The organism is Micromonospora cynarisoli (assembly GCF_030518815.1).
In the GTDB taxonomy this organism is placed as follows: domain Bacteria; phylum Actinomycetota; class Actinomycetes; order Mycobacteriales; family Micromonosporaceae; genus Micromonospora; species Micromonospora wenchangensis.
The window spans coordinates 6,230,610-6,243,127 of the sequence record NZ_CP130426.1 but is presented as its reverse complement, the minus strand read 5'-3'; the positions used below and the strand labels follow the sequence as shown (position 1 = coordinate 6,243,127).

13 protein-coding genes are annotated in these 12,518 nt (G+C 74.9%); 7 read left to right on the top strand and 6 right to left on the bottom strand.

The annotated features are described in order from the left end of the window. The first annotated feature begins 189 nt into the window (after positions 1-189). Positions 190-918: a hypothetical protein gene (locus tag Q2K16_RS27500; protein ID WP_302741040.1), complete on the top strand. Its 729-nt coding sequence runs from the start codon at positions 190-192 to the stop codon at positions 916-918. 8 nt (positions 919-926) lie between these two features. Here Q2K16_RS27500 and Q2K16_RS27495 read toward each other — a convergent pair whose 3' ends face one another. Together Q2K16_RS27495 and Q2K16_RS27490 are read right to left on the bottom strand one after the other, a co-directional pair. Then, positions 927-1,826: a ribokinase gene (locus Q2K16_RS27495; protein WP_302746633.1), complete on the bottom strand. Its 900-nt coding sequence runs from the start codon at positions 1,824-1,826 to the stop codon at positions 927-929. A 215-nt stretch (positions 1,827-2,041) separates the two neighbouring features. After that, on the bottom strand, positions 2,042-2,929 hold the full coding sequence (locus Q2K16_RS27490; protein WP_302746632.1) for an ABC transporter ATP-binding protein: 888 nt from the start codon (positions 2,927-2,929) through the stop codon (positions 2,042-2,044). 75 nt (positions 2,930-3,004) lie between these two features. Here Q2K16_RS27490 and Q2K16_RS27485 point away from each other — a divergent pair, with 75 nt between their 5' ends. Then, complete coding sequence (locus Q2K16_RS27485; RefSeq protein WP_302741039.1) at positions 3,005-4,012, top strand: ABC transporter ATP-binding protein; 1,008 nt, start codon at positions 3,005-3,007, stop codon at positions 4,010-4,012. Further along, positions 4,009-5,022 carry an ABC transporter permease gene (locus tag Q2K16_RS27480; RefSeq protein WP_302741038.1) on the top strand — a complete coding sequence of 338 codons (1,014 nt, stop codon included), beginning with the start codon at positions 4,009-4,011 and terminating at the stop codon, positions 5,020-5,022. The genes Q2K16_RS27485 and Q2K16_RS27480 overlap by 4 nt, the downstream gene beginning before the upstream one ends. A 99-nt stretch (positions 5,023-5,121) precedes the next feature. On the opposite strand, the gene Q2K16_RS27475 is transcribed toward Q2K16_RS27480, so the two are convergent. Beyond that, positions 5,122-6,297, bottom strand: coding sequence for an ROK family transcriptional regulator (locus Q2K16_RS27475; RefSeq protein ID WP_302741037.1), 1,176 nt, complete (start codon positions 6,295-6,297; stop codon positions 5,122-5,124). Between the two features lie 196 nt (positions 6,298-6,493). On the opposite strand from Q2K16_RS27475, the gene Q2K16_RS27470 reads away from it, so the two are divergent. Continuing rightward, complete coding sequence (locus Q2K16_RS27470; protein WP_302741035.1) at positions 6,494-7,954, top strand: glycoside hydrolase family 3 N-terminal domain-containing protein; 1,461 nt, start codon at positions 6,494-6,496, stop codon at positions 7,952-7,954. Positions 7,955-8,072: 118 nt separating this feature from the next. Here the strand turns inward: Q2K16_RS27470 and Q2K16_RS27465 are convergent, their stop codons facing one another. Both Q2K16_RS27465 and Q2K16_RS27460 read right to left on the bottom strand, forming a co-directional pair. Next, positions 8,073-8,414, bottom strand: coding sequence for an STAS domain-containing protein (locus Q2K16_RS27465; RefSeq protein ID WP_302741033.1), 342 nt, complete (start codon positions 8,412-8,414; stop codon positions 8,073-8,075). 351 nt (positions 8,415-8,765) lie between these two features. Further along, on the bottom strand, positions 8,766-9,428 hold the full coding sequence (locus Q2K16_RS27460; RefSeq protein ID WP_302741031.1) for a GNAT family N-acetyltransferase: 663 nt from the start codon (positions 9,426-9,428) through the stop codon (positions 8,766-8,768). 196 nt (positions 9,429-9,624) lie between these two features. On the opposite strand from Q2K16_RS27460, the gene Q2K16_RS27455 reads away from it, so the two are divergent. Further along, positions 9,625-9,825, top strand: a complete 201-nt coding sequence (locus tag Q2K16_RS27455) for a DNA repair protein (protein WP_302741030.1) — start codon at positions 9,625-9,627, stop codon at positions 9,823-9,825. A 176-nt stretch (positions 9,826-10,001) separates the two neighbouring features. Then, positions 10,002-10,520 (top strand): hypothetical protein, encoded by a 519-nt coding sequence (locus Q2K16_RS27450; RefSeq protein WP_302741029.1) that lies wholly within the window; start codon positions 10,002-10,004, stop codon positions 10,518-10,520. A gap of 136 nt (positions 10,521-10,656) precedes the next feature. Here Q2K16_RS27450 and Q2K16_RS27445 read toward each other — a convergent pair whose 3' ends face one another. Further along, the gene (locus Q2K16_RS27445) at positions 10,657-11,385 is read right to left on the bottom strand and encodes a Clp protease N-terminal domain-containing protein (RefSeq protein ID WP_302741028.1); all 729 of its coding nucleotides are present in this window, start codon (positions 11,383-11,385) and stop codon (positions 10,657-10,659) included. A gap of 157 nt (positions 11,386-11,542) precedes the next feature. Between Q2K16_RS27445 and Q2K16_RS27440 the strand changes: the two genes are divergently transcribed. Then, positions 11,543-12,394, top strand: a complete 852-nt coding sequence (locus tag Q2K16_RS27440; RefSeq protein WP_489671815.1) for a DUF72 domain-containing protein — start codon at positions 11,543-11,545, stop codon at positions 12,392-12,394. Positions 12,395-12,518: the final 124 nt, after the last annotated feature.

The following is a 12,518-nucleotide window of genomic DNA, read 5'->3' as shown; positions in this document are numbered from 1 at the left end:
CACCCTACCGCCCGTCCGGGCACGAACCGGCACCCGTTTGCCCGCTGTCCCGGGACCGGCCCCGTACCCCGGCCGGTCCGCCGACCGCGCTCCCCCGGGCCCGCGACCCCTCGGCCGGCCGGGTCGGACCGGCCTGCGGCGACCGGTGCCGGCGGGCGGCACTGGCCGACCCGGCGCACACTTGGTGACATGGCCATCCCCCTGCCCCGACCGGCCGACGTCGTCGGTCTCACCCGCTCCGCCCTCGACCAGGCGTTCGGTTCGGCCGCCTCGTTCGCCGCCGTGCCGGCCCGCGCCTTCGCCGTGCTCGACGGGGTGGAGGCGCTGCTGGCCCGGATCAACGGGGTGGTGGACCGGATCGAGGGCACCCTGGACCGCACGGACCGGATGCTCACCGACGCCGAGGAGGCGGTGCGGGAGGTGGCGGTGATCAGCGCGGCGGCGACCACTGCCATCACCCGGGCGACCGACGTCGCCGACGCGGCGGCCGGGGTGGTGGCCGGGGCCGGGCAGGTGTCCCGGGCGGCCGGCGTGGTGGTCGCCGAGGCCGGGGCGGTGGCTGGCCGGGCCGCCGGCACGGTCGCCACCGCCGAGGGCGCCGCCACCATCGCGGCCGAGCTGATGACCGCGTACGAGCCGGCGTTGCGGCGGGGTGCGCCGATGGCGAACCGGTTCGTGGCCGAGCTGAGCCACGAGGAGGTGGCCGCGGCGATCCGGCTCGTCGACGAGTTGCCGAAGCTCAAGGAGCACCTGACCTCGGACGTGCTGCCGATCCTGGCCACCCTCGACCGGGTCGGCCCGGACCTGCACGACCTGCTCGACGTGACCCGTGACCTCAAGCTCGCCGTCGCCGGCATCCCCGGCCTGGGCATGCTGCGCCGCCGGGGGGAACGGCTCAGCGACGACCCGGCCGACTGAGCCGCCGGTCAGTCACCGGGGGTGTAGAGGGCGTCGATCTCGGCACGCCCGGGCAGCGCCACCGACGCGCCGAGCCGCCGGACGCACGCCGCACCGGCCGCCGCCGCCCAGCGCACCGCGTCGACCACCGTCCGGCCCTCACCCCAGGCCACGGCCAGGGCGCCGGTGAACGCGTCCCCGGCGGCGGTCGTGTCGACCACGTCCACCGCGACGGCGGGTACGTGCACGGCGGGGGCGTCCCGCTCGACGTACCAGGCGCCCCCGCCGCCGAGGGTGAGCACCGCCCGGGGCACCAGCGCCAGCAGCGCCCCCGGATCGTCCCGCCCTCGGCCGGTCAGCAGGTGCGCCTCGGTCTCGTTGACCACCAGCAGGTCCACCGCCGCCAGCAGTTCGGCGGGCACCTGCCGGGCCGGTGCGGCGTTGAGGATCACCCGGGTGCCGGCGACACGGGCGGCCACCGCCGCCTCGGTCACCGTCTCGACCGGGATCTCCAACTGGGCGACCAGCACGTCCGCCCCGCGTACGGCGTCCAGCTCGGCGGCGGTGAGGGCGGTGAAGGCGGCGTTCGCGCCGGGGGTGACCAGGATGGCGTTCTCCCCGGCCGCGTTGACCATCACCAGCGCCACCCCGGACGCCCCGTAGACCACCCGCAGGTGGGTGGCGTCCACCTGGGCGGCGGTGATCCTGGCCCGCAGGGTGACGCCGAAGGAGTCGGAGCCGAGCGCGCCGAGGAAGGTGCAGGCGGCACCGGCCCGGGCGGCGGCGATGGCCTGGTTGGCGCCCTTGCCCCCGGGCACCATCACGAAGTGGCTGCCGAGCACGGTCTCCCCCGGCCGGGGCAGCGTCGGGCCGGCTCCGACCACGTCCATGTTGGCGCTGCCCACCACGACGATCCGGCTCTGCCGCACTCCACCTCCCACCGCCACCACAACCTCCCCACCGCCCGCCCGCCACGACCACGACGAGTCTAAATCCCCACCCCACCCCGCCCATCCCGTCGATCATGGACTTATGGTGGCCGCAAAAGGGGCATGGGAGGATCTTTCCCCCACCACAATTCCTTGATCGACGCCGGGGTGGGGTGGGGGTGGGGGTGGGGTGGTGGGAGGGGGAGGGGTGGGGGTTAGGCGGCGCGGGCGGTCCAGCGGTTGTTGCGGCGTTCGACCAGCAGGGGCAGGCCGAAGGTCTTGCTGAGGTTGTCGCCGGTCAGGGTGTCGGCGAGTAGGCCCTGGGCGACCACCGCGCCGTCGCGCAGCAGCAGGGCGTGGGTGAACCCGGGCGGGATCTCCTCGACGTGGTGGGTGACCAGCACCAGGGCCGGGGCGTCCGGGTCGTGGGCCAGCTCGGCGAGCCGGCCGACGAGGTCCTCGCGCCCACCCAGGTCGAGCCCGGCGGCCGGCTCGTCGAGCAGCAGCAGTTCCGGGTCGGTCATCAGGGCGCGGGCGACCTGCACCCGCTTGCGCTCTCCCTCGGAGAGGGTGCCGTACGTGCGGTCCGCCAGGTGGCCGACGCCGAGCTGCCCGAGCAGGGCGCGGGCGCGGGCCTCGTCGGCCTGGTCGTAGCTCTCCCGCCAGCGGCCGACCACCGACCAGGCGGCGGTGAGCACGACGTCGCCGACCCGTTCCTCGGCGGGGATGCGCTCGGCCACGGCGGCGGTGGTGAGGCCGATCCGGGTGCGCAACTCGGTGAGGTCGGTGCGGCCGATCCGCTCGCCGAGCACGTGCGCGACGCCGGTGCTCGGGTGGAGTTGACCGCAGGCGAGGTTGAGCAGGGTGGTCTTGCCGGCGCCGTTGGGGCCGAGCACCACCCAGCGTTCGTCCAGCTCGACCCGCCAGTCGACGTCGTGCAGCAGGGCGGTGCCGGATCGCCGGACGGCGACGCCGTCCAGGCTGACCACCAGATCCGCGTCCACGGTCGAGGGGGCGGCTGCGGCGGGGAACGGGTCACCAGTCACCGCTCCATCCAACCACGCAGCCCGAGACCGCCCCCCACGGGCGGGTGGCCCGGCCATAGGGTGGGGCACCGTGTCGTTGGTCACCATCCCGGGAGGACGGCCCATGCCCGTACGAGACGAGGGGCGGTGCGGATGAGCGCGGTCATCGAGATCGCCGGTCTGCGCAAGACGTTCCGCACCATGCGGCGGGGCAGGCGGGTGGCGGTGGACGGTTTCGACATGGTCGTCGAGGCGGGCCAGGTGCACGGCTTCCTCGGCCCCAACGGCTCCGGCAAGACCACCACGCTGCGCGCCCTGCTGGGGCTGGTCAACGCCGACGCCGGGGAGTTGCGGGTGCTGGGTGCGCCGGCCCCGGAGCAGTTGGGTCGGGTCACCGGGCGGGTCGGCGCGATCGTGGAGAGTCCACAGTTCTTCGGCAACTTCACCGGGCATCGTACGCTGCGGTTGCTGGCGGTGGCCGGCGGCGTGCCGACGTCCCGGGTGGACGAGGTGCTCGACCAGGTCGGCCTGCGGGACCGGGGCGAGGACCGGGTGAAGAGCTACTCGCTGGGCATGAAGCAGCGTCTCGCCGTCGCGTCGGCGCTGTTGAAGAGCCCGGAGCTGCTGATCCTGGACGAGCCGGCGAACGGGCTGGACCCGGCCGGCATCCGGGAGATGCGGGACCTGATGCGCACGCTCGCCGGGTCCGGGGTGACCGTGCTGGTGTCGAGCCACATCCTGGCCGAGATCCAGCTGATCTGCGACCACGTCACGATCATCGCGCGGGGCCGTCGGGTGGCGGCGGGCCGGGTGGACGACGTGCTGGCCGGGCACGACCCGCACGAGTGGCGGGTCCGGGTGGCCGAGTCGGAGCGGGGCGCGGGGCTGCTGCGGGAGGTCGGTTTGACGGTCGCCGTCCACCCCGACGACGTGCTGGTGGTCGGTGGCGTGCCGGAGCCGGAGCTGATCAGCAGCACCCTGGGCGGGCAGGGCCTGTGGGTCCGCGAGCTGACCCCGGTCCGGCCGGACCTGGAGAGTGTCTTCCTCGACCTCACCGCCGGGACGGCCCCGCCGGAGGGGCCGGACGGCACCGTCGCGGGTGACGCCGGCGAACCGCTGATCGAACCGGACCGGACCGACGGTCGGAGGGTGGACGCGTGAACCTGGTCCGTGCCGAGGTGGAGCGGCTGACCGCCCGCCGCTTCGTCCAGCTGATGGTGCTGCTGCTGGCGGTGGCCTTCGCGGTGACCACCGCGACCACCCTGATCGGGTCGCACCGGCCGACGGCGCCGGAGATGTCCGCCGCGCAGGAGCAGGCCGCGCAGGCGGTGGCCGCGCTGGAGGCGGAGCACACCCGCTGCCTGCGGGTCCGGGCCGGCGAGATCCCGATCACCGAGGACGCCGGATACGTGCCAGCCGACTGCGCCGAGGTGGACCCGGCGCGGATGGAGCGGCTGCCGGTGGCCACCGACTACCTCACCTCGGTCTTCGTCTTCTCCCAGGAGGCGCGGGGGCTGCTCTACTTCCTGATCGCGTTCCTGGTGCTGTTCGGCTTCCTGGTGGGCGCGTCGTACATCGGTGCCGACCTGAACTCGGGCGGGGTGGTGAACCTGCTGTTGTGGCGTCCGGGCCGGCTGACCGTGCTCGGCACGAAGCTGGGCACCCTGGTCGGGGTGGTGGCCGCGCTCGCGGTGCTGGCGTCGGTGCTCTACCTGGGCACGTTCTGGACGATCGGGCAGACGGCAGGTGTGCCGGGCCCGCTGGACGGGCAGTTCTGGGGCGGGCTGGGGGCCATCTACGGGCGTGGCCTGCTGCTGGTGCTGCTGTCGACCGTGCTCGGCTTCGGGATCGCCACGCTGGGCCGGCACACCTCGGCGGCGCTCGGGGCGGTCGCCGCGTACGCGGTGGTCTGGGAGATGGGCGCCCGGCTGGTGTTGCAGATCCTCGACGTGGCCCGGGCGGACCTGCTGATGCTCTCCAACTACCTGGGCGCCTGGCTGTCCGGCCGGTTGGAGTTCTGGGACGACCGGGGTTGCCCGCCGGGCAGCGGCGTCTGCGACGGCGGCGTCTACGCGATCACCTGGGGGCCGGCGCTGCTGGTGCTGCTGGCGCTGACCGGTGCGGTCACCGGTTCCGCGTTCGTCGCGTTCCGCCGCCGCGACCTGGTCTAGGGCGACCCGGTCCACCGACGCCGGCCACGGCAACATCTTGCCGTGACCGGCGCAGTGGTGAAGTATTCCTTCATGACGACGAGCGGGCGGGGTGGTCGGTCAGCCGACGGTCGACCCGAACACCTCGTCGCGTACGGCGTCCAACGCGGTCCGCAGCGCCCCCCGCAGGATCGGCTCCTCGGTCAGCCCGGTGGGCACCACCCGGGGCCGGACCAGGGTGATCGCGGCCACCTCGTGCTGCACCCGTTCGGCGAGCGCCGCCCCACCGGCCTGCCCCACCTCACCGGCGAGCACCACCAGCGGCGGGTCCAGCACCACGCAGGTGCTGGCCACCCCGAGGGCGAGCCGTCGGGCCAACTCGTCGAGCAGCGGGCCACCGGCGGTGCCGGCGGCGATGGCGGCCCGAACCGCACCGGCCGCGTCGGGCGCGTCGATGCCGTGTTCCCGGGCCACCGCCTGGACCGCGTCAGCCGCGGCGAGCTGCTGGAACGCCGGTTTCGCCCGGCGCGAGACGTCCCGGGGGATCGGCACCCCCGGCACCGGCAGGTAGCCGATCTCGCCCGCCGCGCCGCTGCTGCCGTGGTGCAGCCGGCCACCCAGCATGATCGCCAGACCCACCCCGGCACCCACCCAGACCAGGACGAAGTCCGCCAGCCCCTGCGCGGCCCCGGACTGCGCCTCGGCGACGGCGGCCAGGTTGACGTCGTTCTCGAAGACGACCGGGGTGTGCAGGTCCTCGCGCAGTGCGGCGAGCAGACCCCGGTGCCAGCGGGGCAGGTTGAAGGCGAAGGTGATGTCCCCGGTGGCCGGGTCGACCAGACCCGGGGTGCCGAGCACCACCCGCCGTACGCTGTCCAGCTCCGCGCCGGCCCGGCTGGCCGCCTGCACCACCGCCGTGTGCACCACGCCGACCGGATCGTCGGTGTCCCGGGTGGACTGCTCGACCTGACTGACGACCGCGCCCGTGATGTCCGCGCAGGCGGCCACCACCCGTTCCGCGCCGACGTCCACCCCGACCACGTACGCGCTGCCCGGCCGGACGGCGTAGAGCTGCGCGTTCGGCCCCCGCCCACCGGCCTGCTCACCGACCCGGGCGACCAGTCCCCGCTCCTCCAGCCGCTCGACCAGCTGCGAGGCGGTGACCTTGGACAGGCCGGTCAGCTCGCCGAGCCGGGCGCGGGTGAGCGGGCCGCGTTCGAGCAGCAGCTCCAGCGCCGCACGGTCGTTGAGCGCCCGTAACAGTCGGGGGGTTCCGGGCAGCCGGGTCGCACTCATGCCATGTCCTCTGGTTTTCGTAAACTCTGCTAGCCGAATCGCGTTGATCAGGGATGTCCGTAGCGTATCGGCCGCCCCGCGGCGGGGAACTCGGACGACCCGGCCGCCCGTGCCGACACACGTGCCGTCCATCGGCACACACCGACGGCCGGCCGGTCCGCCACCGGCGCGGATCCGGGCGGGAGAGGGGGTTCAGGTGGGGGTTGATCCAGGACTGCGCCGGCTGGCGCTGGGCACGCTGCTGGCCGCGTACCCGGGGCCGGTGCCGCCGGACTGGGCGGTCGCGCTGGTCGCCGAGGGGCTAGCCGGGCACACCCTGTTCGGCGGCAACGTGCACGACCCGGGCCAGCTCGCGGCGAGCACCGCGGCGCTGCGCGCCGCCCGACCCGACGTGCTGCTCGCCATCGACGAGGAGGGGGGCGACGTGACCCGGCTGGCGCACGCCACGGGCAGCCCGTACCCGGGCAACGCGGCGCTCGGCGCGGTCGACGACACCACGCTCACCAGGGAGGTCTACGCGGCCATCGGCGGCGACCTGGCCGCCGTCGGCGTCACCGTCGACCTGGCCCCCACTGTCGACGTGAACACCGCCGACGAGAACCCGGTGATCGGCACCCGCGCGTTCGGGGCCGACCCGGGCCGGGTGGCCGCCCACACGGCCGCCGCCGTGGCGGGTCTCCAGTCGGTGGGGGTGGCGGCCTGCGCCAAGCACTTCCCCGGTCACGGCGCGACCGTCGCCGACTCGCACCACGAGCTGCCCACCGTGGACGCCGACGCGGCGTTGCTGCGGGCCCGCGACCTGCCTCCCTTCGCGGCGGCGGTCGACGCGGGCGTGCAGGCGGTCATGACGGCGCACATCCGGGTGCCGGCGCTGACCGGGGACGGGCCGGCCACCTTCAGCCGGGCCGTCCTGGTCGACCTGCTGCGCGGCGAGTACGGCTTCACCGGAGCGGTGGTCACCGACGCGTTGGAGATGAAGGGCGCGGCCGTCGCCGCCGGTGGGGTGGGGCCGGCCGCCGTGCGGGCCCTGGCCGCCGGGGCGGATCTGCTCTGCCTGGGCGCGAAGGTCGACGCCGCGTTGGTCGAGCGGGTGGTGGCCGAGATCGTCGGGGCGCTCGGGGACGGTCGGCTGGACCGGGCCCGGGTGGAACAGGCCGCCGGTCGCGCCGCCGCGCTCGCCGCCTGGACCGGTGCCGCCCGCCCGTCCGGTCCCGCCGGCCCCGTCGAGGTCGGTCTCGGGTACCGGGCCGCCCGCCTGGCGGTGCGGGTGGAGGGCGACCCGACCGGGCCGGCACGGCCGCTCGTGGTGCAGGTGTACGCCGCCGCCACCGTCGCGCAGGGCCGGGTGCCCTGGGGGCTGGGTCCCCACCTGGCCGACGTCGAACAGCTCCGGGTGGTCGCCGCCGAGGTCGACCCGGCCACCGTACGGCGGCTCGCCGGGAACCGGCCGATCGTGCTGGTCGGGCGGCATCTGCACCGGCTGCCCGGCGGTCCCGCGCTGGTCGCGGCGCTGGCCGCGACGCATCAGGTGACGGTGGTGGAGATGGGCTGGCCGGGACGGTGGCGGCCGGCCGGGGTACGGTCCTTCGTCACCACCTACGGCGCGAGCCACGCCAACGGTCGTGCGGCGGCGGAGGTGCTCGGGCTGACCGGCTGACGGGCCGCCCCGGCGGGCGGACCCACCTGCGCGGAAGAGCCCACCGGGCCGGCGACGTGCCGCTGTCCGGTCCGCCTCGACGCCGGGCGGGACTGGACAGGTCGGCGGCGTGTGGCGATCAGCGACGCCAGGGGGCCGGGTCGCCGTGGTCGTCGGGAAGGCCGAGCAGCCGGCCGACCGCGGTGATCCGCAGGACCCGGGACACCACGGGTTGCGGGTCGACCAGGCGCAGGGTGGCCCCCCGACCGACCGCCTCGGCCGCTCCGCGCAGCAACGCGGCCACCCCCGTCGAGTCGAGGAAGGTGACGGCCGTCAGGTCGACGACGATCTCCAACAGACCGGGCCGGCACAGCGCCTCGTCGAGGTCGCGTTGCAGCCCGGGGACGGTGGCGATGTCCAGGTCACCCACCGGCGCGAGGACCACCCGCCCGTGCCCCTCGCCCGAAGTCGGCAGCTGCATGTCCGTCCACTCCTGCCAACCGGCCGTCCCGACCGCGCGCCGGCCCTCGGCGCGACGCCCGACCCTACCGGTGGTCCCTGACACCGCTCTGCCGGGCGGCTGCGGGAGCCGGCAACGAGCACGTTGCGTCACCGGGCTCCGGGGGCGGATTCTTCCTTAATCCCAGCTCAAGTCCACTACTGGACAGAGTCAACCCGCCGCCCGCCCCTTGCCGAGCGGGCATCCAAGTACGTAGCGTGACCGACACCGAGGGTCGACCGGTGGACACCGGTCACGGCGGGGCCTGGGGCAGACAGCGGACCGTGGATCCGGCCCGGGATCCACGGTCCGCGCCGCACACCTGTCGCGCCGTCACGGCGGATAGACGCCGTACGTCGACCAGCCCCGGTCGGTGAATCCGGCCGCCTCGGCGACCCGGGCGGAACCGGTGTTCGCCGGATCGTGCCGGTAGGTGGGGACGGCGCCCTCGTCGAGCACCCGACGGGCGGCCTGCGCGACGAGCCGTCGGGCCAGCCCCCGACCGCGCGCCGCGGGCACCGTACCGACGGCCAGCTCGTGCCCGTACGCGTCGTGCCGCTTGATCCCGACACCGGCCAGGTAGCCGCCGTCGGCGTCCCGCACCACGAGCACCTCGCGGTCGAACAGGTGCAGCCAGGGCGGCAGGGCGGGGTCGGTGGGGGCGGTCCAGGCACCGACGTCGGGCAGCGCGGCCGGCGCGAGGCACCACCGGAACACGTCGTCGTGGGCCACCCAGGCGGGTTGCCCGACCAGCGCCGGCAGTGCCCCGTACAGCGCGGACCGGGGCCCGGCGGCCACCGCCCGGACGGCCGCGACCAACCCGGGTGGCACGGAGAGCACGGTGCTGCCGGCGACCCGGACCGCGAGGGCCGGGCGGACCCGGCCGTCCCAGGCCGGACGGGTCCGCCGCCACGAGCCGACCACGTGCAGGCCGGGCGGTGCCGGCCACTGCCCGAGCCAGGTCGCCAGGTGCAGGTACAGCCGCCGGTCCAGCACCGCCCGCCCCTCTCACCCCGTGGGTCGCTTCATGATCCACGGTACGCCGGCCGTCCCGGCCGACGCCCGGTTGCCGGGCGCGCGTCACGGGTAGAGGGGAACCGGACCGTGAGCTGCCTCACCGGAACCTGGTCCATCGACCGTGCGTCATATCTATTTCCATACATGGACACCTTTCTTTGGGACGGTAATGGCCATGCCCATGCAGCCGAATGACCGGTACCAGCAGGACCTCGCCCGACTGTGGAACCCGGCGGGGGGTGCCGGCCGGTCCCCGGCCCAGCCGCGCTACCGGGAGGCCCGGTGCGGTCGCGGCGTCGACGCCCGACTGTCCTGGGGCGAGTTGGACACCCTCCCCGCCGGCACCTCCTCCCGACGCGGCCTCACCGCACACTGACCCGGCACAGCGCGCCCGCGACGACGGCCCCGGTCCGTCCCCCGCGGCCACCGGCGGACGCGCCCGGGCCGGTGACCGACGACCGCGCCGACCGGGGTGTCCGGCCGGGGCGTTCGCACACCTGTCGGGTAGCGTCTTGTGGTCGATTCCGGCCAGCGACAGGAGAAACGCAGCGCATGGGCAAGAAGACGATCCAGGTCTCCGACTTCAGCGGCACGGTGCTGCGTCCCGACGACGAGGTGGTCCGGGTCGTCGTGCTGGAGCACCCCGACCTGGTGGCCGGGCCCGTGCAGTTGGACGCCACCGTGACCGAGGTGGAGAGCATCGACGACGCCGCGCTCGACGTGGCGGTGGTCGAGATCCACGACCGGCACGCCGGTGGGGAACCGCGCCGGGTGGTGTTGACCGCCAGCGAGTTCGACGCGATGGCGACCGACACCCCGATGGCCCAGTTGCTGCGTACCGCCGAGCGGGTCCGCCCGCCGAAGGCCCGCAAGAGCGCCGAGAAGATCGACTACGGCACCCTCGACCACGCCGGCAAGCCGCACCGGGGGCGGGTCACCGAGGAGGAGGCCCGGCTGGTGCGCGAGCAGCTTGACGAGGTCAACAAGCGCCTCGCCGACGCCGGCATCAGGCAGATCGACCCGGCCGACCCGGAGCACGCGCTGCGCTACGGCTTCCCCACCGCTGACTGACAGTCGGCCGGCCGGGCGCGCCCCCGGTGCCGCGCCCGGCCCCGGCCTGCCACGCCGGACGGCCCACGGCCCCGACGGCCCGCGGCACCGTGGCCGCCCCTGGCCGCATCGGTCGGTCGGTGACCCGGCGCGGCCGTCACCTGCCGGCGGCGAAGCCGGCGAGGGCGGCGGCCACGTGGGCCTCGGCCCGTTCCTTGGTCAGGCCCAGTCCGGACAGCACGCCCGTGCCGTCCTCCAGTTCGAGCAGGGCCAGCAGGATGTGCTCGGTGCCGACGTAGTTGTGCCCGAGCCGCAGCGCCTCGCGGAAGGTGAGTTCGAGGGCCTTCTTGCCCTGCGCGTCGTACGGGATCAGGTCGGGGACCTGGTCGGACGCGGCGGGCAGCGCCGCGGTGACGGCCTCCCGGACGGCCTCCGGGCCCAGCCCCTCGGCGACGATGGCCTTGGCGGCGAGGCCGTCGGGTTCGGCGAGCAGGCCGAGCACCAGGTGTTCCGGGCGGATCTCCGCGTTGCCGGCGCCCCGGGCCTCCTCCTGCGAGGCGATCACCACGTTGCGGGCGCGCGGGGTGAAGCGGCTGAAGCCGGCGTTGGGGTCCAGGGTCGCGGCCGCGTCGGCCTTGGCGGCGGAGCGCTTCTGGGCGGCCTGCTTGCTCACCCCCATGCTGTTGCCGATCTCGGTCCAGGAGGCTCCGGAGCGGCGGGCCTGGTCGACGAAGTGGCCGATCAGGTGGTCGGCGAGGTCGCCGAGGTGGTCGGCGACGAGCACTGCGTCACTGAGTTGGTCGAGCGCGTCCGGGCGGGCCTTCTTGATGGCCTGGATCAGCTCGTCGAGGCGGACCGGGTGCGGGAGCTGGGTGGATTCCGTCATGCGTCAACCATAGGTTGACGTATCCGCATCGTCAACCGGAAGTTGACGATCGCGACCTCCGGGGTAGGTGCGCCGGACCGCCCGTGGACGTCGTCGCCCGCTCCGATAGCGTGCGGCGACGGACCGGATCGGGCGGCGTTGCGGGAGGATCGGGAGCATGCGGTTGCACGTCGGCTGCGCGATGTGGACCCACAGGTCCTGGCAGGGGCGGCTGATCGCCCACCCGCTGCCGGTGCACGAGCGGCTGCGGCACTACGCCGGCTGGTGCGACGCGGTCGAGGGGAACACCACGTTCTACGCCACCCCGACCCGGGAGACCGTGGAGTCCTGGGCCCGGCAGACCGGACCCGACTTCCGGTTCGTCCTCAAGCTACCGAAGGCGGTCACCCACGAACGGCGGCTCGTCGACGCCGACGCGCCGCTGCGGGCCTACTTCGACGCGATCGCCCCGCTCGGCGGCCGGACGCACGCCCTGTGGATCCAACTGCCAGGGTCGTTCACCCCGACGGACGTCCCCGTGCTCGCCGACTTCCTGCGCCGACTGCCGGCCGGACACCGGCACGCCGTCGAGGTCCGGCACCCCGCCTTCTTCCGGGAGCCCCGCGCGACGCGACTGCTGGAGGCGGTGCTCGCCGACGCCTCGGCCGAGTGGGTGCCCTTCGACACCACCGCGTTCTTCCGCACCCCGCCGACCAGCGACGCGGAACGGGAGGCGTGGACGAAGAAGCCCCGCCTGCCGTTGCGGACGGCGGCGCTGACGGACACGCCGATCGTCAGGTACCTCGGCCGGGACGCCGAGGCGGAGACCGTGGCGGGCTGGCAGCGCTGGGTCGAGATCACCGCCGGCTGGCTGCGGGAGGGCCGTTCGCCCACCGTGTTCGTGCACACCCCGGACAACGCCGACGCGCCGCTGCTCGCCCGCCGGTTCCACGACGAGGTGCGGGCCCGGGTGCCCGCCCTGGCCCCACTGCCCGAGCCGATCCCGGTCGGGCCGCTCACCCTGTTCTGACACCCGCACCACGTACCGTCGACGGGTCCGGGCCACCGCGCGCCGACCGGAACCGAAAGTTTCGAATCCCCGGCCCGGGACGCCCCGCCGAGCGCGGCCCCGACCAACCACCCCTCCCCCGCCC

Coding starts and splice junctions, on each gene's coding strand:
- Q2K16_RS27500 (WP_302741040.1), top strand. CDS start 190: ATGGCCATCCCCCTGCCCCGACCGGCCGACGTCGTCGGTCTCACCCGC.
- Q2K16_RS27490 (WP_302746632.1), bottom strand. CDS start 2,929: ATGGCCGGGCCACCCGCCCGTGGGGGGCGGTCTCGGGCTGCGTGGTTG.
- Q2K16_RS27485 (WP_302741039.1), top strand. CDS start 3,005: ATGAGCGCGGTCATCGAGATCGCCGGTCTGCGCAAGACGTTCCGCACC.
- Q2K16_RS27475 (WP_302741037.1), bottom strand. CDS start 6,297: ATGAGTGCGACCCGGCTGCCCGGAACCCCCCGACTGTTACGGGCGCTC.
- Q2K16_RS27465 (WP_302741033.1), bottom strand. CDS start 8,414: ATGCAGCTGCCGACTTCGGGCGAGGGGCACGGGCGGGTGGTCCTCGCG.
- Q2K16_RS27455 (WP_302741030.1), top strand. CDS start 9,625: ATGCCCATGCAGCCGAATGACCGGTACCAGCAGGACCTCGCCCGACTG.
- Q2K16_RS27450 (WP_302741029.1), top strand. CDS start 10,002: ATGGGCAAGAAGACGATCCAGGTCTCCGACTTCAGCGGCACGGTGCTG.
- Q2K16_RS27445 (WP_302741028.1), bottom strand. CDS start 11,385: ATGACGGAATCCACCCAGCTCCCGCACCCGGTCCGCCTCGACGAGCTG.
- Q2K16_RS27440 (WP_489671815.1), top strand. CDS start 11,543: ATGCGGTTGCACGTCGGCTGCGCGATGTGGACCCACAGGTCCTGGCAG.